Source organism: Sphingomonas glacialis, from assembly GCF_014653575.1.
Lineage (GTDB): Bacteria > Pseudomonadota > Alphaproteobacteria > Sphingomonadales > Sphingomonadaceae > Sphingomonas > Sphingomonas glacialis.
In genome coordinates this window covers 491,785-511,855 of the sequence record NZ_BNAQ01000001.1, presented here as the reverse complement: position 1 = coordinate 511,855, position 20,071 = coordinate 491,785, and the positions used below count along the sequence as shown (strand labels likewise).

The window sequence follows — 20,071 nt, the reverse complement described above, 5'->3', positions numbered from 1 at the left end:
CTATTTCCATGTTGCAGTACGGCGAACCCAAGCCGCCGTACGGTCATTGCATGGGTGGATCGCGAAGGAAGCAGCGTGGACGGACGTAAAGATGAAGATTTCGGCAGCACTCAGGTCGGCGCTGACGGCAAGATTGTGGTGCCCGATGCGGTTGCCGATGCGGTTCGCACGCTGATCCGCTGGACGGGCGACGATCCCACGCGCGAGGGTTTGCTCGACACGCCGGCGCGAGTCGCGCGGGCGTGGAAGGAATATTGCGTCGGTTATACCGACGATCCGGCCAAGCATCTGTCGCGCGTGTTCGAGGAAGTCGGCGGCTATGATGAGATCGTCTTGCTCAAGGACATCCCCTTCCAGTCGCATTGCGAGCATCACATGGCGCCGATCATCGGCAAGGCGCACATCGCCTATCTGCCGGGCAATTATGTCGTGGGAATCTCCAAATTGGCACGCGTGCTCCACGCCTTTGCGCGCCGCTTGCAAGTGCAGGAGCGGCTGACCGCCGAGGTTGCCGACTGTATCTGGACCAACCTCAAGCCGCTCGGCGTCGCGGTGGTGATCGAGGCGAGCCATGCCTGCATGACCGCGCGTGGCGTGCGCACGCCGGGCGTGACGATGGTGACGAGCCGGATGATGGGCGTGTTCCGCGACGACGAACGCAGCCGCAAGGAAGTGCTCGCGCTGATCGGGCGCGGATGAGCGCTGCGCGAACCGTTCTGGTGACCGGCGCGGCGCGTCGGCTCGGCGCGACGATCGCGCGACAGCTTGCGGGGCAGGGGTGGCGGGTCGCGATCCATCACCATCATTCGAGCGCCGAAGCCGATGCGCTCGCCGCCGAGCTACCCGGCGCGATCGTGGTGTCGGGCGATCTCGCCGATCCGGGCGTTCCCGGGGCGCTTCTCGCTGCCGCACGCACGGCATTCGGCGGGCCGCTGTGCGGGCTCGTCAACAGCGCGTCGCTGTTCGACTATGATACGCCGCCCGACATCACTGCGGCATCGCTGCGCACGCACGCGGCGGTCAATCTCGCTGCGCCGGTGTTGCTGGCGAGCGCGCTCGCCTCGCAAGACGATCTCGATGCGGGCGCGGTCGTCAACATCCTCGACCAGAAGGTCGCCAACCTCAATCCCGACTTCTTCTCGTACAGCTGCGGCAAGATAGCGCTCACCGGCGCGACGACGATGCTGGCGCAAGGCCTCGGCCCGCGGATCCGCGTCAATGCGGTGTCGCCGGGCCTGTCGTTGCCGAGCGCCGACCAGAGCGAGGCGGAGTTCGTTGTCGCTGCCTCGAAGAACCTGCTGCGACGCCCGGTCGACCCCGGCGATATCGCACGCGCGGTGGGTTTCCTGCTCGATGCCGAAGGGCTGGAGGGGCAGAATGTATTCGTCGATTGCGGCCAGCGTTTCCTCAAGCGCGACCGCGACGTAATGTTCGAGGACCGCGCATGACCGCCCGCTTCACCACAGTCCTCGAGGGCCTAGAGGTCACGATGGGGCTCGGGATCCACCCCGAAGAACTCGCCGCACCGCAGCGTGTGATCGTCTCGGTGCGGATGGAGGTGGTCTATCCGACCCCGCCGAGCGAGGACCGGATCGACGCCGTGCTCGATTACGATTTCGTTCGAAGCGGTGTCCATGCGCTGATCGCCGGGCGGCACTTCCACCTCCAGGAAACGCTGTGCGAGGCGATCGCCGCGCTGTGTCTCGCCGACTCGCGCGTCGAACGCGTGACGGTGCGGACGTCGAAGCCCGACATCTATCCCGACGCGGCCGTCGGGTGCGAGATCATCCGGGCACGGTGAGGCGCGATCCTCCCCGTGCCGGGGAGGATCAGGCGCGGTTGGCGGCGCTGAGCACGGCGCGGACCGACGCGGTCGCGATGTCGGCGTCGATGCCGACGCCGAATACCGTCTGCCCGCCAGCGGTGCGGCACTCGACATACGCCGCCGCCTGCGCATCGGCACCGTGGCCGATCGCATGTTCGCTATAGTCGACGACGTCGAGCTGCGGCCCGGTGGTGTCGCCAAGTGCAGCGATCACGCCCGAAATCAGGCCGTTGCCGCGCCCCGAGATCGAGCGCTCCTCGCCATCGACCGCGACATGCCCGATAAAGAGGCGATCGCCGACGCTCCCGCTCTCGGTATAATCGAGCAAGCGGAAGCGATCCGTGTCACGCGCGAGATAGGTCGCCTCGAACAGCCCCCAGATATCGCTCGCATTCATCTCGCGGCTTGTCTCGTCGGCGAGGCGCTGGACGTGACGGCTGAAATCGGCCTGGAGCCGCTTGGGCAGCTTGAGGCCCTTGTCCTGCTCGATCACCCAGGCGACGCCGCCCTTGCCGCTCTGCGAATTGACGCGGATCACCGCTTCGTAGCTGCGCCCGAGATCGGCCGGGTCGATCGGCAGATAGGGGACTTCCCACAGCGTATCGTTCTTGGCTTCCTGCGCGGCGAAGCCTTTCTTGATCGCATCCTGATGGCTGCCCGAGAAAGCGGTGAACACCAGGTCGCCGGCATAGGGCGTGCGCGGGTGGACGGGGAGCTGCGTGCAATAGTTGACGGTGTTGACGACCGCGTCGATGTCCGAAAAATCGAGCTTCGGATCAAGGCCTTGCGTGTACATGTTGAGCGCGACCGTCACCAGGTCGCAATTGCCGGTGCGCTCGCCATTGCCGAGCAGGCAGCCCTCGACGCGATCGGCGCCCGCCATCAGCCCGAGCTCGGCGGCGGCGACGCCGGTGCCGCGGTCGTTGTGCGGGTGCAGGCTGAGCGCGACGGTGTCGCGGTTCCGGATGTTGCGGCCGAACCATTCGATCTGGTCGGCATAGACGTTGGGCGTCGCGCACTCGACCGTCGCGGGCAGGTTGAGGATCAGTTGGTGGTCGGGCGTTGGGCGAAGCACGTCCATCACCGCCTCGCAAACCTCGAGGCTGAAATCGAGCTCGGCGGTCGAGAAGGTTTCTGGGCTGTATTCGAAGAACCAGTCGGTGTCGGGCTGGGCTGCGGCCTGGTCGCGCAGGATCATCGCGCCGTCGATCGCGATCTGCTTCACTTCGGCGCGGGTCATGCCGAACACGATCTTGCGCCAGGCGGGGCTGACGGCGTTGTAGAGATGAACGATCGCGCGCGGCGCGCCACGCAGCGAGGCGAAGCTCTTCTCGATCAGGTCACGGCGCGATTGCGTCAGCACCTGGATCATCGTGTCGTCGGGGATGCGCCCGCTGGTGACGAGGCCCGAGATGAAATCGAACTCGGTCGCGCCCGCCGCGGGGAAGCCGACTTCGATCTCCTTGATCCCGACCTTGACGATCAGGTCGAACATCCGGGTCTTCTTCTCGGCGTCCATCGGATCGATCAGCGCCTGGTTCCCGTCGCGCAGATCGGTCGACAGCCAGCGCGGTGCGGTGGTGATCGTCTGCGACGGCCAGCGGCGATCGGGCAAGTCGATCGTCGGAAAGGGGCGGTATTTGGTCGAAGGGTCACGCAGCATGATCGGTCTCGCTCGGAATCGCCGTTTTGGGGCGCGGTTCGCTAGGGGCGGGGGATCCTCAGGCGCGCCGCGCTGGCCGGTATCGGCGCGCGGCAGTGTACACGCCTAAGGGCGCGTAAGTCGAAGCGAGGTAAGGCCCAGGGCGAGATCCATGCGCGTTGAATAGCGCTCGACGATCGGCCGTGTCCAGCATCAAGATGGGGTTGAGCGATATCAATTTCAGCGCACACGCGCTGGGGTAAACCGCGGCCATGCGTCAAATCATCTATACCAGCGTCACGACCAATCCCAGCGGTCGGGCCGAGGACGAGTCCGTGGCGATCCTGCGGCAGGCGTCGCTGCGCAACGGGCTCGATGGGATTACCGGCTTGCTCTACACGCAAGGGTCCGAGTTCCTGCAGGCGCTCGAGGGGCCGAACGACAGCATCGCCGATCTCCTCCTGAGCCTCACGAGCGACCCGCGCCATCGCGACCTGCGCATCCTGATCGATCGCGAGACCGAGGATCGCGAGTTTGGCGACTGGATGATGGTGCACCGGGAGCGGCGCGAGAGCGTCGACGATTTCGATCGTCGCCTCCACGGGCTGTTGCTGGGCGTATCGCGCGAAACCGCCGAGTATTTCCGCGCGCTCGTGCCCGCCTGAGCCCCAGACCCGTCGAAGCCGCCAGTGAGCCCGTTCCGGCTAAACTGGCGGCCAGGCGTCGCTTATTGCAGTTCGAACGCGGCGTTGATGACAAGCACGGTCTCGTCCGACACGACGGGCACGTACTTCGTCACGCCGAAGTCCGAACGACGGATCATCATCCGGCCGAGGAAGCCGATCGATGCCTTCTTGCTCATCGGGTTGGTCGCCGCGCCGAACAGCTTCGCGCGGAAGCTGACGGGCTTGGTCACGCCGTGGAGCGTGAGCGTGCCATCGACCTGCACGGCGTCGGGGGCGATCTGCGCGACCTTGGTCGAGCGGAAGGTCGCGGTCGGGAACTTGGCGGCATCGAACCAGTCGGCGCTCTTGAGCTCACCCGTGAGCACATCGCTCGTCGTCTGGACGCTCGCGATCGGGAGCGTCAAGTCGAGCTTGGTCGCGGCGGGCTTGGAAGGATCGAGCGTGAGCGTGCCCGAGGCGTTCGAGAAGGTGCCGGCATAAGGCGAGATGCCGAAATGGCTGACGCTGAAGGTCACCTGGGTGTGGTTCGGCTCGATCTTGTAGGTGCCGGCCTTGACGTCGGCGACGGTGCCGGCCCCCCGCATCATCTCGGGCGAAGCGGTCTGGGCGAGCGCGGGCGCGGCGATCAGCAGCGCGGCGGTAGTGGCGGCATGAAGCAGGTTAAAGCGCATTAGATACTCCTGTTAAGAAATACCCAAGTGCGGTGCCTGCGTCGCAGCGTCAAACCCCGTTTCGGCAACGAAGCGTTTCGCTGGAGTGAGCCCCTCCCCCAAAAGGGGAGGGGCGCAGGACGCGGTCAGTTCTTGCTCTGATCGACCAGCTTGTTCGCGCCGATCCACGGCATCATTGCGCGGAGTTCGCTACCGACCTTCTCGATCGGATGTGCCTCTGCCTGCTTGCGCGCGGCCTTGAGCTCGGGCTGGCCGGCGCGGTTGTCGAGCACGAAGTTCTTGACGAAGCGGCCCGACTGGATGTCGGCGAGGACGCGCTTCATCTCGGCCTTGGTCTCGGGCGTGATGATCCGCGGCCCGGTGATGATGTCGCCATATTCGGCGGTGTTGCTGATCGAATAGCGCATGTTGGCGATGCCGCCCTCATAGAGCAGATCGACGATCAGCTTGGTCTCGTGCAGGCACTCGAAATACGCCATTTCGGGGGCATAGCCCGCCTCGACCAGCGTCTCGAACCCGGCCTGGATCAAATGCGTGATCCCGCCGCACAGCACGGCCTGTTCGCCGAACAGATCGGTCTCGCACTCTTCCTTGAAATTGGTCTCGATGATGCCCGAACGACCGCCGCCGACGCCCGACGCGTAGGCGAGACCGATGTCATGCGCGTTGCCGCTCTTGTCCTGGTGGATCGCGATCAGGCAGGGGACGCCGCCGCCGCGGACATATTCGCTGCGCACGGTGTGGCCCGGGCCCTTCGGCGCGATCATGATGACGTCGAGATCGGCGCGTGGCTCGATCAGGCCGAAATGCACGTTGAGGCCGTGGGCGAAGGCGATCGTCGCGCCCTGCTTGAGGTTCGCATGGAGATCGTCGGCGTAGATCGCCGCCTGATGCTCGTCGGGGGCGAGGATCATCGTGATGTCGGCCCAGGCGGCTGCCTCGGCATTGGTCATCACCTTGAAGCCGGCGGCATACGCCTTCTGCGCGGTTGCCGAGCCTTCGCGCAGCGCGATGGCGATGTCGGTGACGCCCGAATCGCGCAGGTTCTGGGCGTGGGCATGGCCCTGGCTGCCATAGCCGACGATCGCGATCTTCTTCGACGTGATCAGGTTCAGATCGGCATCGGCATCATAATAAACGCGCATGGTAGTCCCTTTTTGGCAGTCGTCGCCCCGGCGGAGGCCGGGGCCGCTTCGTTGCTGGCGCTGTCCGCACAAACCGGACGGCCCCGGCCTCCGCCGGGGCGACGCGAGAAAATTAGATCGACGCGTTCCCGCGGGCCATTGCGACGATCCCGGTGCGCGCGACCTCGCACAGCCCGACTTCGCGCATCAGCGTGATGAACGTGTCGATCTTCTCGCGCCCGCCGGTCACTTCGAACACGAAGCTGGTGGTGGTCGCATCGACGACGCGCGCACGATAGACATCGGCGAGGCGCAGCGCCTCGATCCGGTGATCGCCCGTGCCCGACACCTTGAGCAAGGCAAGCTCGCGCTCGACATGCGGGCCGAGCGCGGTGAGGTCGGTCACCGAATGCACCGGGATCAGCCGGTCGAGCTGCGCAAGGATCTGCTCCATCGTCGCATCGCTCGCCGAGGTCACGATCGTGATCCGGCTGACCGCCTTGTCGGCGGTGACGTCGGACACCGTCAGGCTCTCGATATTATAGCCGCGCGCGGTGAATAGGCCGGCGATCCGCGCGAGAATGCCGGGCTCGTTGTCGACCATCACCGCCAGAGTGTGGCGCGAGGCTTTTTCCTTGGTGATGTGCATTAAACCAGCGCCTTCGCTTCGTCGTCCATTTCGCCCGACACTTCGCTCGCCTGGAGCAGCATCTCGGTATGCGCCGCTCCGCTCGGGATCATCGGGAAGCAGTTTGCCAGCTTGGCGACGCGGCAATCGACGATCACCGGCCCGTCATGGTCGAGCATCGCGGCGATCCCGTCGTCGAGCTGGCCGAGCCCTTCGATACGGATGCCCTTCCAGCCATAGGCCTCGCCGAGCTTGACGAAGTCCGGGAGGGAATCGCTGTAACTCTCGGAATAGCGGCTCGAATAGGTCAACTCCTGCCACTGGCGGACCATCCCCATATATTCGTTGTTGAGGATGAAGATCTTGACCGGCAGCCGGTACTGGCTCGCCGTCGCCAGCTCCTGGATGTTCATCTGGATCGAGGCTTCGCCGGCGATGTCGATCACCAGCGCCTTGGGATTGCCGAGCTGCGCACCGATCGCGGCGGGCAGGCCGTACCCCATCGTGCCGAGGCCGCCGCTGGTCAGCCATTTGTTCGGCGCGTCGAAGCCGAAATGCTGCGCCGCCCACATCTGGTGCTGGCCGACCTCGGTGGTGATGATCGGGGCGCGCTTGTGCGTTGCCTCCCACAGCGCGCGGACCGCACGCTGGGGCATGATGTCGTTATCAACCTCTGGAAAATCGAGGCTTTTCTTGGCGCGCCACTCGCCGATCATCTGCCACCAGGCGGCGAGATCGGGCTTGGGATGGCGTCGCGCCTTGAACACGCGGACCATGTCCTCGAGCGCGTGGCCGACATCGGCGACGATCGCGAGATCGACGCGCACGTTCTTGTTGATCGACGAGCGATCGATATCGACGTGGATTTTGCGGCTGAACGGGCTGAACGCGTCGAGCCGCCCAGTCACCCGGTCATCGAAGCGCGCGCCGAGGCAGACGATCAGGTCGGCCTTGTTCATCGCCAGATTGGCTTCGTAGGTGCCGTGCATGCCGAGCATGCCGAGCCACTGCTCGCCGCTCGCCGGATAGGCGCCGAGGCCCATCAGCGTCGACGTGACGGGCGCGCCGCTGATCCGCGCGAGTTCGCGCAGCAACTGGCTCGCCGCCGGGCCGGCATTGATGATGCCGCCGCCGGTGTAGAGGATCGGGCGCTCGGCGGCCGCGAGCATGTCGACCGCTTGCTCGATCGAGGTCTGGTCGGCCTTGATCTGTGGGCGATAGGTCTTGTGGCGAATGGGACCTGGCTTGGTGTAGCGCGCGGTCGCGACCTGGACGTCCTTGGGGATGTCGATCACCACTGGACCGGGACGGCCCGATGTGGCGATGTAGAACGCCTCGTGGATCGTGTCGCCGAGCTTGGCCGGGTCCTTCACCAGATAATTGTGCTTCGAACAGTGGCGCGTGATGCCCACCGTGTCGGCTTCCTGGAACGCGTCGGTGCCGATCAGCGCGGTCGGCACCTGGCCGGTGATCACCACCATCGGGATCGAATCCATCAGCGCGTCGGTGATCCCGGTGACGGCATTGGTCGCGCCGGGGCCCGAGGTGACGAGCACCACGCCGGGCTTGCCGGTCGAGCGGGCATAGCCTTCGGCGGCATGCGTCGCGGCTTGCTCGTGGCGCACCAGGATGTGCTTGATCCGCCCGGAGCGGAACAGGGCGTCGTAGATCGGCAGGACGGCACCGCCCGGATAGCCGAAGACGACCTCCACGCCGAGATCGCACAGCGCCTCGATCAGGATGTCTGCTCCGCTTTTCTCGGTCACGTCTCGTCTCCCGTCGCGCCGCCAACGATTAGCAGCCTTCGAGCGGTGCTGCTAGAGAAACGAAATGTGCGTGTCAACGGCTATCTACGTAATAATATGTCGAAACTACCGCTTCTTTCGCCGCTTTCTAACGCGGCAGTCCGATGCCAGCTCGCCGGAGGCTGATTGCGGAACCAAGTATATTGGCGTTTTGCATATTGCCGCGTTGCGAGTGCGACCGCATCAACCGCTTGTTTTTGCGATATTTCTCCCGACAACGTAGAAGCAACCTCCCTGACGCCAATGGCGCGCCGGATCGGGGCTTCGGGGGCGATTTCGCTGCGCGCGAGCAGCGCGCTCACTTCCGCGCGCGCACCGCCCGCGAGCATCGTCGCCGCGCGGCTATCGCAGCGTGCCCACAGCCAGTCACGATCGGGCAGCAGGACGATCGCGGCGAGCGAGATCCGCGTGCCGATCCCGCCGCTGCGCTCGGCTTGCCAGCTGGCGAGCGTCCGCCCGGTCGAGCGCACCACTTCGAGCGCGCGCGCCACGCGCGTCGTATCGGTGGGGGCGAGCCGCGCGGCGGCGGGGGGATCGAGCGCGGCGAGTGCCGCATGCGCCTGCGCAACGGGCAGCGCGCGGACCTCCGCGCGGATGGCCGGGTCAATCTCGGGCACCGGCGCGATTCCGTCGAGCAGCGTACGCAGGTACAGGCCGGTACCGCCGACCAGCACGGGCAGCTTGCCGAGCGCGTGCGCACGGTCGATCTCGGCGCGCGCCTCGTCGGCCCAGCGCGCGGCGGAATAGCTTTCGGCGCCATCGACCTGGCCGAACAGCCGGTGCGGCACGCGCGCTTCGTCCGCCTCGGTCGGGCGCGCGGTCAGGACGCGCAGGTCGCGATAGACTTGCGCGGAATCGGCATTGATGACGATTCCGTCGTGACGTTCGGCGACCGCGATGCCGAGTGCGGACTTGCCGCTCGCGGTCGGCCCTGCGATGAGCGCGACCTGCGGGAGATTCACTGTGTTCATTGCCACCTTGATAGCATCGGAAACGCTCAGCGCAGGCGATCTTTCTGCAGCGATCGACCGGATTGCGGCTGTGGGGTGCGCACCGGCGACCTCGGCGTGGATCGAGCCCGAGAAGGCGGTCGATATCCTGTTCGGTGTTTCGCCCGACGCCGCGCGCAAAGCACTCGAGGGTGTGTTCGAAGGCGTCGATGTCGTCGTGCAATCGGTCGAAGGGCGCGAGAAGAAGCTGCTCGTCGCCGACATGGATTCGACAATGATTACCGTCGAATGCATCGACGAGCTCGCCGATTATGCCGGCATCAAGCCGCAGATCGCGGCGATCACCGAAGCGGCGATGCGCGGCGAGCTCGATTTCGAGGGCGCGCTCGATGCGCGGGTCGCATTGCTCAAGGGGCTCGACGAGGCGGTGATCGAGCGCTGTCTCGCCGAGCGCGTGACGATCATGCCGGGCGCCGTGGCGCTGGTGCGGACGATGCGGGCGCGTGGCGCGACCGCGATCCTGGTGTCGGGCGGCTTCACGCGCTTTGCCGAGCCGGTCGCCGAGCGGATCGGCTTCCACCGCGCGATCGCCAATCGGCTCGAGCTCGGCGACGGCGTGCTGACGGGCACGGTCGCGAAACCCGTCGTTGGCTCCGACACGAAATTGCAGACGTTGCTCGCGGCGCGGGCCGAGTTTGGCTTACTGCCCGAGCAAACGCTCGCGGTGGGCGACGGCGCGAACGATCTGGCAATGGTGCAGGAAGCGGGGCTCGGCGTCGCCTATCACGCCAAGCCGATTGTCGCCGCAGCGGCGGCGGCGCGGATCGATCACGGTGATCTCTCGGCGCTGCTCTACGCTCAGGGCATCGCGCGCGACGATTGGGTGACCGCCTGACGCGTGGCGTGCGCCGCGCTTATGGCGCGACGGGCACGCAAGGCTTGATCGATCCGCACGCCGATTGCGCGGCGCCTTTCGACGCGAAGGGCCCGAAGAGCACGCGCGTCATCGCGCCGCTCTTTACATAGGATACGTCTGCACCGCCGAACCGCCGACCGACCTGGCTCCACAGCTTGCGCGCATTGGCGGGGTCTCCGAACGAGCCGAGCTGCACCTTCCAGCCGCCGCGGCTGGTCGCGACTGCCGTCGGCGCTGGCCCGCGTGCTGGTTCGGGGGTGGGGATCGGCGCGGGCGGGCGTAGCCGTGCCGGCTGAGGACGCTTCGGCTGCCGCTCGGGCGCTAAAGCCAGCACCTCGGGTTTGCGCGGGACGTTGGGGTCGTACGCGGACGGCGGCAAGTCGGTGCTACGCACGCCAGCGCCGCCCGGCTTGCTGGCGAGTGCAGGCGGCAGTTCGGGGCGTTGCGCCTCGGCCTCGTAGCGTCGCGCGAGCTCGAGGCCTTGCTGGCGCTGGTCGGTCGGGATCGCCTTGTCCATCTGCGCTTGGACTTCGGACGCCTTCGGCGTGTTGGCGGCGGCGGCGCGGACGATCCATGCATAGGCACGCGGCCAGTCCTTCGCGCCGCCATCGCCGTTGAACAACATCGTGCCATAGACCAGCTGCGCCCGCGGCTCGCCGCGCAGCGCTGCTTTCTCGAGCCACGGCGCGGCGTCGTTCGGCTTGTGCTGATCGAACAGGATCAGCCCGTATTTCGCCTGGGCGGCGACATGGCCCTGGAGCGCCGCCTTGCGGAACCAGCTTTCGGCGACGGGAATATCGGTGGGTACGCCGCGCCCGAGCGTATAGGCCTGCGCGAGGTTGAACTGCGCGTCGGCATCGCCGGCATTCGCCGCCGGGCGCCATTCGGCAATGGCTTTCTTATAGTCGGCGCGGCCCCACGCCTCGACGCCCTCGCGCACATCCGCCAGCGCGGGGCTCGCCGAAAGCAGCGTTCCCGCCAGCGCCATCCATACTCGTTTGCGCATGATCGTCGTCCTGTCCCGTGCGTCTGTACCACCTGACCATGCCGACTATCGCGGGCTTGGCAAAGATTTCGTTAGCCGTTTTGCGCCGCGCGCCGGCAGCACCGAGGGCGTTAACCCTTCCTTGACCGATCCTATGGCATTCGGTGGCCTCGATTAAAGGGGCGAAAGGGGCTCATGCGCGTTCTTGCGATGGCATCTCAAAAGGGCGGATCGGGCAAGACTACCTTGTCCGGCCACCTGGCAGTACAGGCGCAGCTCGCAGGGGCGGGGCCGGTGGTGCTGATCGACATCGATCCGCAGGGGTCCTTGTCGGATTGGTGGAACGAGCGGCAGAGCGAGTTTCCCGCTTTCGCGCAGACCACCGTCGCGCGGCTCGCCGCCGATCTCGAAGTGCTGCGCCAGCAGGGCTTCAAGCTGGCGATGATCGATACCCCGCCCGCCATCACCATGGCGATCCAGAGCGTGATCGCGGTGGCCGAACTGATCGTCATCCCGACGCGGCCGAGCCCGCACGATTTGCGCGCCGTCGGCGCGACGGTCGACCTGTGCGAGCGCGCGGGCAAGCCGTTGCTGTTCGTCGTCAACGGCGCCACGCCCAAGGCGCGGATCACCTCCGAAGCCGCGGTCGCGCTGTCGCAGCATGGCACGGTCGCCCCGATCACGATCCACCACCGCACCGATTTCGCAGCGTCGATGATCGACGGGCGGACGGTGATGGAAGTCGACGCGAAGGGCCGCTCGGCGCAGGAAGTGCGCGACCTGTGGACCTATATCTCCGACCGGCTCGAGAAGAATTTCCGCCGCACGGTGTTCGCGACGCCGACTTCGATCAACGGCTTTGGCGCGCCGCGTCCCGCCGCGGGAGGTGGTTTCGGCCGCCGCGTGGTGAGCTGAGATGAGCATGTTCGGAAACCCCAAGCCGACCGCCCCCAAGGCGACGGCGTCGCTGTCCTCGACGCTGCTCGCGCGCAAGGGCATGGCGAAGCCCGCGATGCGGCCGCAGGGCTTTGGCGGGTTCGGCGCGATGCCGGGCGCGCACGACGATCTTGGCTGGAACGACATGGGCGACACGCCGCCGGTTCCGCCGGTGCTCGTCCAGCGCGAAGTGCTGCGTGAGGAATTCGCGCAACCCGTCGCAGCGCCCGAGCCGGTCGTGATGCCTGAGGCCGTTCCGGTCGCTGCCGAGCCCGAGCCAGCTGCAGCGTTGGAGCCCGAGCCTGCGCGCCTCGTGTCGAAGCCCGTTTCGGTCGCAACCGCGACGCGGATCGGCCGCGAGACGAGCAAGAAACACAACAAGAAGCGCCCCAAGTCGGCGTTCACGCTGCGGCTCGACGAAGACCGGCATCTCCGCCTGCGTCTGGCCAGCGCGCTGCACAATGCCTCGGCCCAGTCGCTGGTCACCGAGGCGCTCGATCAATTCCTGCAAACCTTGCCCGAAGTCGAAAATCTGGTGCGCCAGTTGCCGACACGGGCGCAGCGCTAAACCCCGAGGAGGGCGTTACGATGAAGACCCGGTCCGCCATCACTTTCGGCCCGCTTACCGTGGGGCTTTCGCTCCTCATGCTCGGAGGCACGGTTGCGGCCACCGCAATGTCGACGATCGCCGCTGCCAGCGCCCGCGCGCAATCGCGCGCCGAGAAGGAAGCGCGCACCGAGGCCGCCGCGGCGCAGCAGGCGTTGCGCGCAGGCCGTTTCGCCGAGGCGATCGGCCATGCCGAGCGCGCGGTCGGCGACCAGCCCGACGCAGCCGAATATCGCATGATTCTTGGTCAGAGCTATCTCAAGGCCGGGCGCTTCGCTTCGGCGCGCGATGCCTTTGCCGACACGCTGACGCTTGCCCAGGGCAACGGCAAGGCGGCATTGAACCTCGCGCTCGCGCAGATCGCGACGGGCGACTGGGCCGGTGCGCGCACGACGCTCGACGCCAACGCGGCGACGATCCCGGTCAGCGACCGCGGCCTTGCGATCGCACTGGCGGGTGACCCCGCAACCGCGGTCGAAATGCTCGGCGCTGCGGCGCGCGGCCCCGAGGCCGACGCCAAGGTCCGCCAGAATTACGCGCTGAGCCTGGCGCTTGCCGGACGCTGGCGCGAGGCGCAGGCGGTGGTGGCAATGGATGTCGCCCCGGCCGATGTCTCGCGGCGCATCCTCGATTGGTCGACCTTCTCGCGGCCCAGCTCGGCGTCGGATCAGGTCGCGACCTTGCTCGGCGTGACGCCAGCGGTCGATCCCGGCCTGCCGGTCGCGCTTGCACTCAACGGCGCGGCGCGCGGCGGCACGACCGCGCTGGCGAAGGCCGAACAGCCGATCGACAGCTATATGCCCGGCCAGGTCGGGGCCGAGCCTGCAGCCCCGCCGGCCCCCGTCGCAGTGGCCGAAGTCGCCGCGGCGCCGACGCAGCAGGTCGCCGCGGTCGGTCCGACGATTGCCGGCGTGGTGTTCGCCGAACGCAAGGAAGTCGTCCAGGCGTTGCCGGTCGCCTATGCCAAGGCCCCGACCAAGCGCGGCAGTGTGGCAGAACGCATCGCGGTCGCGAGCAGCGGCGCTGCGCCACGCGCTGCGTCGGCATTCCCCGAACCGCGTGCGCCGATGCGCGGCGGCTTCGTCGTTCAGCTGGGCGCCTATGATACCGCAGGCGTCGCGCACGATGCGTGGACGCGTGTGACGCGCCGGTACGCCGGTTTCGCGAGCCACACGCCGCAAGGCATGACTGTGTCGCGCGGCGGCAAGCAATTCTACCGCTTGTCGGTCGGCGGCTTCGCGCGCGCCGATGCGGTGTCGATGTGCCAGCAGTATCGCAGCCGTGGCGGCGCGTGCTTCGTCCGCGCCGGCGCGGGCGATCAGGTCGCGATGTGGGCCAAGGGGCGCGAACTGGCGTCGCGCTGAGGCGGCGTCAGGCGGGGACGGGAAGGGCGGTACCGCCCTTGAACAGCCGCAGCACCTTGCCCTGTACCGGCAGCCCGTCGAACGGCGTATTGCCGGCCTTGGCGTGAAGCCGGTCGCCCGCAATCTGCCACGGTGCTTCGGGCGCCAGCAGCAACAGATCCGCGGGCGCGCCGACGCCAAGCGACCCCGCTTCCACGCCGAGCACCTTCGCCGGATTGGCCGCGAGCAGCGCGAACAGGCGCTGGAGCGAGATCGTCTCGTCGCGCACCAGACCAAGACCAAGCGCGAGCAGCGTTTCGGCGCCCGCCATGCCCGATGCCGAGTCGGCGAAAGGCAAGCGCTTCTCTTCGGGGCCACGCGGATCATGGCCTGAACACAGCACGTCGATCGTCCCGTCGGCCACGGCAGCGACCGCGGCCTGGCGGTCGCTCTCGTTCCGCAGCGGCGGCGAGAGGTGCGCGAAGGTGCGGAAATCGGTCATCGCGATGTCCGACAGCAGCAGATGCGCGGGGGTTATCCCGCACGTCACGCGGACACCGCGCCGCTTGGCCGCACGCACCAGCTCGAATCCGGCGGCGGTCGTGACTTGGCGGATGTGGAGCGTCGCGCCGGTCTCCTCGGTGAGCATCAGGTCGCGCGCAATCGCGAGTGCCTCGCCGATCGACGGGGCGGAGGGGAGGCCCATCCGCGTCGCGGTCTCGCCTGCGGTGGCGACGGCGCCTGCGGTGACGCCGCCGTCTTCGGCATGGGTGATGACGCTCAGACCAAGATCGCCGGCATAAGCGAGGACTTTGCGCATCACCCCCGAATCGGCGATCCAGCGAGCGCCGGTCCCGACCGCGCGCGCACCGGCATCGCGGTTGATCGCCATCTCGGCGAGATCGGTGCCGGCGAGGCCACGCGTCGCCGCGGCGATCGGATGGATCCAGAGGCCAGGGCGGCCGATCAGCGCTGCGCGCTGGACGATGCCGGGATCATCGAGCACCGGCGACTGATCGGGCATCAGCCCGACGCGAACGATGCCGCCGGCATGGAAGGCGGGCAGGTCGATCGCGAACACGCCGAGATCGACGATCGCGGGCGCAAGCGTCGCGCCGCCGCAATCGATCGTCTCGGCCCCTGCCGGTACGTCGATCAACCCCGTCGCGACGATCCGGTCGTTCTCGACGAGCACGCCGCCCTGCGACACGCCGCCGAGCGGGCAGACCAAGGTCGCGTTGAGCAAGGCGAGCATCCGGCTCATGCCCAGCCCGCCACGCCGCGCGAGCGCCGCGTCAGCACATCGAGGCACGCCATGCGGACGGCGACTCCCATTTCGACCTGTTCGGTGATCGCCGAGCGCGCATGGTCGGCAACGGCCGAATCGATCTCGACGCCGCGGTTCATCGGCCCCGGGTGCATCACCAGCGCATCGGGCGCGGCGCGCTCGAGCCGCTTGAGCGTCAGCCCGTAGCGCAAATGGAACTCGCGGTTCGACGGGATGAAACCGCCCGCCATTCGCTCGTTCTGAACGCGGAGCATCATCACGACGTCGGCGCCCTCGAGCGCGGTGTCGAAATCGGTGAAGGGGGTGACCCCCATCCGCTCGATTCCCTCGGGCATGAGCGTCGCCGGTGCACAGACGCGGACTTCGGCGGCGAGCGCGGTCAGCGCGAGAATGTTCGAACGGGCGACGCGGCTGTGGAGGATGTCGCCGCAAATCACGACGCGCTGCCCGGCGATCGTGCCGCGGCGGCGACGAATCGTCAGCGCGTCGAGCAACGCTTGCGTCGGATGCTCGTGCTGCCCGTCGCCGGCGTTGAGCACTGGGCAATCGACTTTGCCCGCGATCAGCCGGACCGCGCCCGAGCTCATGTGGCGGATGACGATCACGTCCGCGCGCATTGCGTTGAGCGTCATCGCGGTGTCGATCAGCGTCTCGCCCTTCTTCACCGAGCTTTGCGCCGCATGCATGTTGACGACATCGGCGCCGAGCCGCTTGCCCGCGATCTCGAACGACAGCAGCGTGCGCGTCGAATTCTCGAAGAAGGCGTTGATCAGCGTGAGCCCGCCCAGCCGCTTGTCGCTGATCGCGCGCGTCCGGTTGGCGGCGACCCAGCCATCGGCTTCGTCGAGCAGGAAGACGATTTCGTGCGGCTGCAATCCCTCGATGCCGGTGAGGTGCCGGTGCGGAAACACGGCGCGGCCCGGGATGAGCGAGGCGGGGCGGTGATCGGACGGTTGCATCGAGGCCGTCGGGTAGCCGTGCCGCGGGTTGCTGGCAAGGCCGGATAGGGGTGGGAGAGGGCGGCGAGCGACCCTCTCCCCATATCGTCTGATCAGTTCGACGGCTCGTGATACGGGCAGCCATTCACCCGCGCGCGGAAGTCCGCCGAGTGACGATAGGTATCGCGCCGCGCGCGGTTGATGTTGCCGAGCGGTTGGTGCGCGGCGATCCCGGTCCACACGCTGAAGCGCGTTTCCTCGTTGATCTGCTGGACGTGGGCGTCGCTCCAGCTGTCCTGCGCCGCGGCGCGGATCGTGCCGACGCGCACGAACGGGCTCGTCCACAGCACAGTCGCATCCTCGACCGGCTGCGCTTCGAGATCGCGGCACAGTTGGACGCGGAATTCCCATTCTGCGTCGAGCGTGCGCATTTCGGTGCGGACGTCTTCGCGGATCGCGTCCTGACGACCCTCGATCGCGATTTCCTTGCCGCTCAGCGCGATCATTGCCGGCGCCACGGGTGCGATGCTGAACTTGGCGATATAGTCGCCGAAGCGGAAGGCGGTCGCGCTGTAATAGGTCTCGCCGAGCGGCTCGACATTGGGTGCGCCGCCGAGCGAATTGATCGCCGCGGGAGCCTCGGCCCCGACCGCTTCGAAGGCGTGCCGTACGCCGCGCAAGGCGGCCGAGACGACCTTCTTGGTGCCCTCGAGCCGATCGGTGGTCTTGGCGAGCAGCTTGAGGTTGCCGAGGAACTTCTCGGCGGTCTTCGCCTGGAACACCGGGCCGTTGACCATCACGAAGTCCTGCGCGGCGCCCTCGGAGCCTTGCAAACGGTCGCCTGCGACATCGAACACCTTCATGGCGAGGCCGCGCGGCAGGCCGATCGCATCGGGCAGGATATCGCCGGCATTGGTCGACAGCCGGATCAGCACCTTGTGGCGTCCGCCCTGCGCGAACAGGCCCTGCGCGAGCTCGGCCGGCAAGTCCGAATCGATCGTCAGTTCGCCTTCGAGCAGCCCGTGCGACTTGGCGTGGACCGATCGCACGGCATGACCATAGTCCTCGGCCGTCCGTTCGAGGATTGTATCGAAGGTTTCGTTGAGATCTGTAACGGTTGCTTGCTCATCTGGCTGGGGTTGCTCGACGTCGGGACGGTAGCGGATCGGGGACTGTAACATAGGGACGCCTTTACTTGGGGGGGCTGGATCTCAAGGAACACGCGAGCCCAACGCGCCAGCGCGACAAACGCTGCCTGTCGTGTTTCCTGCTGCCTTTCAGCAAGCGTTCAGAATTGCCGATTTGGCGGTTTTCCGCGGGATAGCGTGGTTTCTCCCTGCCGTGGAAGCCGCACGTCCTGCCGGATAGCGGTTGCCAAGCCGGGCACGGCTGCGCTTGTGAACCGCACCACGCCATTTCAAAAGGGTAAGTATATGCGCTCGAATATTGTGAAGTCCGCAACGGTAGCCATGATCCTCGCGGGATCGATCGGCGTTAGCGGCTGCGCGACCAAGGGTTATGTCAACCGCCAGATCGCCACCGTGAACACGCGCATCGACGGCATCGATGGCCGCGTCCGCACCGTCGAAGGCGTATCGGGCCAGGCGCTCACCCAGGCACAGGCTGCTGCCGGCCAGGCACAGCAGAACGCACAGCGGATCGACCAGATCAGCGGCCGCGTCGATGGGCTCGACCAGCAAGTCCAGCAGCAGGCACAGCGCGCACAGCGCCGCCCGCGCGGCTGATCGCACTCCCGCATTCCTCTTATTGTGACCGGACGCATTGCTGAACCAAGTCGAGATGCCAAACAGGCCGTTCTCTCTGCGTCATGGTGTGGGCATGGCCGCAGCACTGCTGGGTCTGATCGCAGGCGCGATCGGACCCACGGCAGCGCTCGGCCGTGCCCCGCTGTCCGACAAGGCGGAGTCGCCTTCGGTGGCGACGCCGTCCAGTCGCAAGCCCGTAAAGGCCAGGGGTAACGCCCCGGCCAAATCCGTGTCCAAGGGTGGGGCCAAAACCGCCGCTGCGCGCCGCGCGGCGGCCAAGGCCAAGGCCACCGACACGCCGCCGCTGCCCGGACCGGTGCGGTCCGAGGCGGCGAGCCGGGTAATCGCCTGGGTCGGATCGGCGCACGACAATGGTACGCTGCCCTATATCGTCATCGACAAGCAGGCGGCCTCGCTTTCGCTGTTCGATGCGAAGGGCACCTTTCTCGGCGAGACCCCGGTGCTGCTCGGCATCGGCATCGGCGACGATTCCACCCCCGGGGTGGGCGCCAAAGACCTGTCCGAGATCGGGCCGGCCGAACGCACGACGCCAGCCGGGCGGTTCGTCGCCAAGTTCGGCCGCGCATTCGGCCGCCAGCGCGTGCTGTGGGTCGATTACGCCAATTCGGTCGCGCTCCATGCGGTGATCACGACGCACAAGACGGAACAACGCGTCGAGCGCCTGCTGTCGCCGACGCCCGACGACAATCGCATCAGCTTCGGCTGCATCAATGTCGGGACGAGCTTCTACACCAAGCAGATCCGGCCATTGTTCCTCAAGACGGGCGGGGTGGTCTATATCCTCCCCGATACCAAGCCGCTCGATACCGTCTTCCCGCGGGTACGCTTGCTGCCGTATCTCGCGCCGACGGCACCGGCCGAGCAGGTCTCGGGCTAGGGGCTGTCGGCTCTCTGGGCGGCCGCGTGCCCGGATCAAAGGAAGTGCCATGATCTTGCTTGCCCTCGCGATCGCCGCACCCGAAGCACCGCCGGTGGTGGTGAGCCCGCTCCAGACTTCGCAACTCGCCGAGGCGTGCAGCGGCAAGGATGCCGACACGACCGCGAGTTTCTGTACGGGCTATATCCTCGGGGCGTTCGACGCCTTGTCGTTGTCGCACCAGATCTGCCCCTCGGCGGCCAATGCGTCGACGATCAAGGTGGTGAGCGTCGCGCGCAAATATCTTCGCAGCCACAAGAAGAGCTGGAGCAGCGCGCCGATCTTCGTGATCCGCACCGCGCTGAAAACGGCCTTCGCGTGCAAGGGCCCCTGAACGCCGCTCGCGCGGCTGCTAGGTCCGTGCAGCCAAACGGGGATGACAGGATCGCGAAACGCTCCTAGTTCCGCGGGCGATGGCCGCCCTTCGCATCTTGTTTCGAGCGCATCGGCGGCTGGCCGGCCTGCTGCTGGCGCTCGCGCTATTGGCCAAGATCATGATTCCCGGCGGCTTCATGCCCGTCGTCACCAGCAACGGCCTCGTGCTCGAACTGTGCTCCGGCATGGAACGCACGCAAGCGCCGATGGCGATGGCAATGCCGGGCATGGCGGGCGACCATCACGACCAGAAGGGCGACAAGGCTGAAAGCCCGTGCAGTTTCGCGGGTCTGACGGCACCCGTCATCGCGGGTGCCGACCCCGCATTGCTCGCGATTGCCGTGCTGTTCATCGTGGCGCTCGGCCGGGTGGCGGAGCGTCGGGTCGTGCTGCCGTATCGCCATGCGCTGCGACCGCCGTTGCGTGGACCCCCGGTAGCGGCCTGATTCCTCGCCGCAAGGCTGAGCGACGGTGCGCGCGGATCAGGTCCTGGCGTGCAGGATAGCAATCGAAATCGCTGACAGGCCCTGCGCCTGCTTCCCGATCCCCGTCGACAGTCCCTGTGGCGAGCAGCGCTCGATCATATTGCGCGATGATCGAGCGTCAGCAGCACGAACCCGTGCGCGAGGCACCCGAACGGGCCGCGCGC

General features: G+C 67.1%; 22 protein-coding genes. 12 read left to right on the top strand and 10 right to left on the bottom strand.

What is annotated here, in order from left to right; translation table 11 throughout:
* Positions 1–75: 75 nt before the first annotated feature.
* From folE to IE187_RS02345, 3 genes are read left to right on the top strand one after another with little or no spacing between them, the layout of a single operon-like run.
* Entirely contained in the window at positions 76–699 is a 624-nt protein-coding gene (folE, locus tag IE187_RS02355; RefSeq protein WP_133188777.1) for a GTP cyclohydrolase I FolE, read from the top strand.
* On the top strand, positions 696–1,448 hold the full coding sequence (locus tag IE187_RS02350) for an SDR family oxidoreductase (RefSeq protein ID WP_189674938.1): 753 nt from the start codon (positions 696–698) through the stop codon (positions 1,446–1,448). Before folE ends, IE187_RS02350 begins: the two co-directional genes overlap by 4 nt.
* Positions 1,445–1,801, top strand: coding sequence for a dihydroneopterin aldolase (locus IE187_RS02345; RefSeq protein WP_133188773.1), 357 nt, complete (start codon positions 1,445–1,447; stop codon positions 1,799–1,801). The genes IE187_RS02350 and IE187_RS02345 overlap by 4 nt, the downstream gene beginning before the upstream one ends.
* A 28-nt stretch (positions 1,802–1,829) precedes the next feature.
* Here IE187_RS02345 and leuA read toward each other — a convergent pair whose 3' ends face one another.
* A complete protein-coding gene (gene leuA, locus IE187_RS02340) occupies positions 1,830–3,488 on the bottom strand; it encodes a 2-isopropylmalate synthase (protein WP_189674937.1) in 1,659 nt (552 codons plus the stop codon).
* Positions 3,489–3,739: 251 nt separating this feature from the next.
* Between leuA and IE187_RS02335 the strand changes: the two genes are divergently transcribed.
* Entirely contained in the window at positions 3,740–4,132 is a 393-nt protein-coding gene (locus tag IE187_RS02335; protein ID WP_133188770.1) for a BLUF domain-containing protein, read from the top strand.
* Between the two features lie 62 nt (positions 4,133–4,194).
* Here IE187_RS02335 and IE187_RS02330 read toward each other — a convergent pair whose 3' ends face one another.
* The 5 genes from IE187_RS02330 to miaA form a co-directional block, all read right to left on the bottom strand.
* The gene (locus tag IE187_RS02330) at positions 4,195–4,824 is read right to left on the bottom strand and encodes a YceI family protein (RefSeq protein ID WP_189674936.1); all 630 of its coding nucleotides are present in this window, start codon (positions 4,822–4,824) and stop codon (positions 4,195–4,197) included.
* Positions 4,825–4,949: 125 nt separating this feature from the next.
* Positions 4,950–5,969 (bottom strand): ketol-acid reductoisomerase, encoded by a 1,020-nt coding sequence (gene ilvC / locus IE187_RS02325; protein WP_189674935.1) that lies wholly within the window; start codon positions 5,967–5,969, stop codon positions 4,950–4,952.
* Between the two features lie 112 nt (positions 5,970–6,081).
* Positions 6,082–6,597 carry an acetolactate synthase small subunit gene (gene ilvN, locus IE187_RS02320; protein WP_133188762.1) on the bottom strand — a complete coding sequence of 172 codons (516 nt, stop codon included), beginning with the start codon at positions 6,595–6,597 and terminating at the stop codon, positions 6,082–6,084.
* Complete coding sequence (locus IE187_RS02315) at positions 6,597–8,342, bottom strand: acetolactate synthase 3 large subunit (protein ID WP_133188760.1); 1,746 nt, start codon at positions 8,340–8,342, stop codon at positions 6,597–6,599. Before IE187_RS02315 ends, ilvN begins: the two co-directional genes overlap by 1 nt.
* A gap of 80 nt (positions 8,343–8,422) precedes the next feature.
* Positions 8,423–9,352 (bottom strand): tRNA (adenosine(37)-N6)-dimethylallyltransferase MiaA, encoded by a 930-nt coding sequence (miaA, locus tag IE187_RS02310; protein ID WP_189674934.1) that lies wholly within the window; start codon positions 9,350–9,352, stop codon positions 8,423–8,425.
* Between miaA and serB the strand changes: the two genes are divergently transcribed.
* Positions 9,345–10,226, top strand: a complete 882-nt coding sequence (gene serB, locus IE187_RS02305; RefSeq protein ID WP_189674933.1) for a phosphoserine phosphatase SerB — start codon at positions 9,345–9,347, stop codon at positions 10,224–10,226. The two genes, miaA and serB, sit on opposite strands and share 8 nt — an antisense overlap.
* A 19-nt stretch (positions 10,227–10,245) precedes the next feature.
* Here the strand turns inward: serB and IE187_RS02300 are convergent, their stop codons facing one another.
* A complete protein-coding gene (locus tag IE187_RS02300; RefSeq protein WP_229839186.1) occupies positions 10,246–11,253 on the bottom strand; it encodes an SPOR domain-containing protein in 1,008 nt (335 codons plus the stop codon).
* A gap of 174 nt (positions 11,254–11,427) precedes the next feature.
* Between IE187_RS02300 and IE187_RS02295 the strand changes: the two genes are divergently transcribed.
* From IE187_RS02295 to IE187_RS02285, 3 genes are read left to right on the top strand one after another with little or no spacing between them, the layout of a single operon-like run.
* Positions 11,428–12,147, top strand: a complete 720-nt coding sequence (locus IE187_RS02295; RefSeq protein WP_133188754.1) for an AAA family ATPase — start codon at positions 11,428–11,430, stop codon at positions 12,145–12,147.
* A 1-nt stretch (position 12,148) separates the two neighbouring features.
* Positions 12,149–12,736 (top strand): hypothetical protein, encoded by a 588-nt coding sequence (locus IE187_RS02290; RefSeq protein WP_189674932.1) that lies wholly within the window; start codon positions 12,149–12,151, stop codon positions 12,734–12,736.
* A gap of 20 nt (positions 12,737–12,756) precedes the next feature.
* On the top strand, positions 12,757–14,139 hold the full coding sequence (locus IE187_RS02285; protein WP_189674931.1) for an SPOR domain-containing protein: 1,383 nt from the start codon (positions 12,757–12,759) through the stop codon (positions 14,137–14,139).
* A gap of 7 nt (positions 14,140–14,146) precedes the next feature.
* Here IE187_RS02285 and IE187_RS02280 read toward each other — a convergent pair whose 3' ends face one another.
* From IE187_RS02280 to IE187_RS02270, 3 genes are all read right to left on the bottom strand, one after another.
* Complete coding sequence (locus IE187_RS02280) at positions 14,147–15,382, bottom strand: dihydroorotase (protein ID WP_189674930.1); 1,236 nt, start codon at positions 15,380–15,382, stop codon at positions 14,147–14,149.
* Complete coding sequence (locus IE187_RS02275; protein WP_133188746.1) at positions 15,379–16,365, bottom strand: aspartate carbamoyltransferase catalytic subunit; 987 nt, start codon at positions 16,363–16,365, stop codon at positions 15,379–15,381. Before IE187_RS02275 ends, IE187_RS02280 begins: the two co-directional genes overlap by 4 nt.
* 92 nt (positions 16,366–16,457) lie before the next feature.
* A complete protein-coding gene (locus tag IE187_RS02270; RefSeq protein WP_189674929.1) occupies positions 16,458–17,525 on the bottom strand; it encodes a catalase family protein in 1,068 nt (355 codons plus the stop codon).
* Positions 17,526–17,777: 252 nt separating this feature from the next.
* On the opposite strand from IE187_RS02270, the gene IE187_RS02265 reads away from it, so the two are divergent.
* The 4 genes from IE187_RS02265 (at position 17,778) to IE187_RS02250 (ending at position 19,868) form a co-directional block, all read left to right on the top strand.
* The gene (locus tag IE187_RS02265; protein WP_229839185.1) at positions 17,778–18,089 is read left to right on the top strand and encodes a hypothetical protein; all 312 of its coding nucleotides are present in this window, start codon (positions 17,778–17,780) and stop codon (positions 18,087–18,089) included.
* Between the two features lie 94 nt (positions 18,090–18,183).
* Positions 18,184–19,008: a hypothetical protein gene (locus IE187_RS02260; RefSeq protein ID WP_189674928.1), complete on the top strand. Its 825-nt coding sequence runs from the start codon at positions 18,184–18,186 to the stop codon at positions 19,006–19,008.
* Positions 19,009–19,057: 49 nt separating this feature from the next.
* Positions 19,058–19,381: a Rap1a/Tai family immunity protein gene (locus tag IE187_RS02255; RefSeq protein ID WP_189674927.1), complete on the top strand. Its 324-nt coding sequence runs from the start codon at positions 19,058–19,060 to the stop codon at positions 19,379–19,381.
* A 79-nt stretch (positions 19,382–19,460) separates the two neighbouring features.
* Positions 19,461–19,868, top strand: a complete 408-nt coding sequence (locus IE187_RS02250) for a DUF2946 family protein (RefSeq protein WP_189674926.1) — start codon at positions 19,461–19,463, stop codon at positions 19,866–19,868.
* The last annotated feature ends 203 nt before the right edge of the window (positions 19,869–20,071 follow it).